At 59.8% G+C, this 3303-nt stretch carries 2 protein-coding genes; both read right to left on the bottom strand.

Annotated features, from left to right (window positions below; translation table 11 throughout):
• Positions 1–82 precede the first annotated feature (82 nt).
• Positions 83–1018 (bottom strand): hypothetical protein, encoded by a 936-nt coding sequence (locus ACRESJ_RS03265; RefSeq protein ID WP_431756617.1) that lies wholly within the window; start codon positions 1016–1018, stop codon positions 83–85.
• Positions 1015–3045 (bottom strand): type VI secretion system Vgr family protein, encoded by a 2031-nt coding sequence (locus ACRESJ_RS03270; RefSeq protein WP_431756618.1) that lies wholly within the window; start codon positions 3043–3045, stop codon positions 1015–1017. The genes ACRESJ_RS03265 and ACRESJ_RS03270 overlap by 4 nt, the downstream gene beginning before the upstream one ends.
• Positions 3046–3303: the final 258 nt, after the last annotated feature.

Below are 3303 nucleotides of genomic sequence, written 5' to 3' on the forward strand. Positions count from 1 at the left end.
AAACCTCGGCGTGTGCAGACATTGCACTGATCCACTGGGAGGCAGGTCTCGGCAATGACATTTTCCAGCTGTGAGCTCAAGTTCATCGGTGTGCTCCTGCGGTCAAATCCGACACGATCCTTTGCCACGATGCGTCATTGATTGGGGCAAACAGTGACGAGAGCGAGGTTCCATGCTGGACCGCCCGGTCTATCAGCAGGCGTATGTCCATGTGTTCATGCAGGTTCGAATGCAGCATCCAGTGGTGCAGCGCCAGGATCACGATGTCCTGGTGTTTTTTTAGCCCCAGCTGGCGGGCTTTACGTATCTGCTTATAGGCCTGGGCCGCTGCCTGGGCCGGGAGCAAGGTAGAGCCTTGCCAGCGGGCGGGAGCATAAGTCACTGGGAGTTCAAGCGCGTTTCGCCAAGCACCGAGCAATGAGGACACCAGCGCAGCATCCAGTTGTACATCCGCAGCAAGAGGTCCAAAGGCAACGCCTTTATCAGGCTGGCCAATCAAAAGGGCACTGGCTCCACTGCTGGCCGGAAAAAGCCACTGCTCGATCGGCCACCAATTTCCTGTCTCCCCGTGGTTCAACGTGGCGGCCAGCAATTCGAGGCGCAACGGTTCATACACTGGAAAAAAATGATTTTCCGCTGCCTGTGGCAATTGCCCGAGCGTGATCAGGTGAGAGGCGACTGTTGTCGGTGTTGCAGCACTGCTGAGCCAGCCACAGACATAGCGTCTTGAACGACCTTCATCTTCCTTGGCGCGCAGAGCCGACAACGACAATAGATGTTCCTGGGGTTTGACGGCAGGAGTGGCGAGGGTTACCAGCACCGGGCACGCTTGTGGTGTGTGAGCCAGGTCGGGGCGGGGCACTCGTGTGAGTGCTTTGTCACCCAAGGTTTGACGTAGCGCTTGGACATGCAAGGGGTCGTCTGTGGCGCAATCGGCCATTGGGTCGAGTAGCAGATACAGCGATGAGTTGGGTGAGTGCTGCTCAGTGACGAAGGACCGGACGATAGCTGGAGTCATTTGCTTTTCTCCACACAAGCCTGTCCCGCTTCCGGTGTCAGTTGCAGGGAAAAGGGCTGTGCGCTACCGGATGCAGTCTGATCCACTGGTCCCTTGAGCGTAATGGCGACTCCATTGAGATGAATGCCTTGTGCATCAAGGGTGATGCTGCCTCCTGGCCCTTTGAAGACCAAGCGCTCACTGGCTTGCAGCTCGTAAGTGGTGGTTTTTGTTTGCATGCCTTGGCCCGCGGTAAAGCTGTGCAGCCCTTTAACGGTATGCACGCTGTGCCCGCCGGTTTCGCATCGGTGGTTGGCGGTGACGCCGTCGTAACGGTCATTACCGACCCGCTCCCAGTGATTCCTGGTGATGCTGATTTTTTGGTCACGCCCCACTGAAAGGCTGCGATCCTGGCCTACGGCATGGGACTGATCGTTGCCGATCGAGACGCGCTCGTTGTTGCCGACTTCTTCGCTTCGGTCATTGCCGACAAAGATCCCGTTGTTGTTTTTGATATGCACGTTCTTGTCTTTTTCGGCATGGATAAACACCTCCTGGTGCCCCAGCTCATCCTCGAAGCGCAGCTCATTGAAGCCTGACCCCTTGTGAGTGCGGCTCTTGATGGTCATCCGCGTCTTGTGTTTGGGTAACTCATACGGTGGCAGATTGGTCTCACGGTAGGCGCGGCCGGTGGCGATCGGCTGGTCCGGATCGCCGTCCAGATAACTGATGATCAGTTCCTGACCCACACGCGGAATGGCCATCGCGCCCCAAGTCGCCCCGGCCCATCCCTGAGCCACACGAATCCAGCACGAACTCTGATCGTTGTTTTTATCCGCGCGATCCCACGGGAACTGCACCTTGACCCGACCCCAGTGGTCGCAATAAATCTCTTCCCCCGGCGGCCCGACTACGGTGGCGATCTGCGGGCCGTCGATGCACGGTTTGTCGCACCGCGGGGCCTTCCATTCGGAGGTCCAGCGGATAGCGCTGGCGGTCATTTCATAGAACGTGCCGTGATCGCTGCCGAACGCTTCTTCCTCCAGGCTGCTGTGCTGTTTGCCTGCGTGGTTGATGGCGATGGTGCGCCAGCGATCATTGAAATCCTCGCGCGGATGTTCACTCAGGTCGAAGGCCAGCCCCGGTTGCAGGCGCGCATCGTCACCGGCCAGGTGTGCGAGCTTGGCGTCGTTGCGCAGCGCGGCCAGTCGCGTCTTGGTGAAGGGTTTGCCGGCAATGTCGCGTTTGTAGCGACCGGGGTAGTCGTAGCGCTCGTAGTCCTTGTGCTGGTTGTTCAGGTCCTGGTTGCCATAGGCAGTGTGCTGCTGGTTGTAGCGCGGGTGGGTGAAGGTGTAGTCGCGCTGCACTTGCACGGCGGTGCGCACTTGTTCGGTGTAGTGAAAGCGAGTCAAGGCCGGTTCCGTGGCATCGCCACCGGCCATGGGCTGGTAAATCACCGGGCAATGTTTGTGGGTGCCGATGGTGCCCAGGCCGCCGACGCGGTCGGTGAGGACCAGGGTATGGCCATCGGCGCGGTGGTCGAAGGTGTAGAGCAGGCCTTCCTCGGCAGCCAGGCGCGCAATGAAATCGAGGTCGGTTTCGCCGGCCTGTACGCAGTACTCACGCGGTTGGTGATCGAAGCAGATTTCGCTGCGCACATCAGTCAGCTGTTGCTCGGCCAGCACGCTGGTGATGATGTCGGGCACGGTCTGGCCCTGGAAGATGCGCCAGTTGGAGCGCAGGCCGAACCGCGCCAGGGTCGGTTCGACCACGGCGGTGTAGCGGGTGCGGCGAAAACCGGTGTCACCCTGGGTGAGCAGGCTAACCAGACCGTGGACGTAGCGCACCGGCGTCTCACCGCGCCAAAGGGTGAACAGCCCAGACAGGTCGAGGACACGATTGAAGTCGACGGCCGGGTCATGGCTGGCCAGTTGCAGTTCGAGCTTGAACGGCCGGGACAGGCCTTCTTCTAGGGTGAATGAGACCACCTCGAAGGGGTCGCCTTTCAGAGTGGCGAAGGTAAAACGCAAGTCGCTTTGGCGGGGCATAAGGGCTTCCTTGTCGCGTGGGTGAGTTTCAGTCGATGAGCCAGCTGCTATCACTGTGGTCGAGAGCAGGAAAGGCAAAAGCCATCAGGGTGCGGTCCTGGATTCCAGATCGATGTCGACGGGCCACTGCTCCTTGGGCGCCAGGCGCCGGGCGAGGTTGAAGGTCACGTCTTCGTTGTTCCAGTCGCGGGGGGCACGGGGGAAATGGGGCAAGGCCTGCGGGCCTTGTTGCATGAACAGTTGGGCCATGGCCCAGTA

This window comes from Pseudomonas sp., assembly GCF_050739655.1.
Lineage (GTDB): Bacteria > Pseudomonadota > Gammaproteobacteria > Pseudomonadales > Pseudomonadaceae > Aquipseudomonas.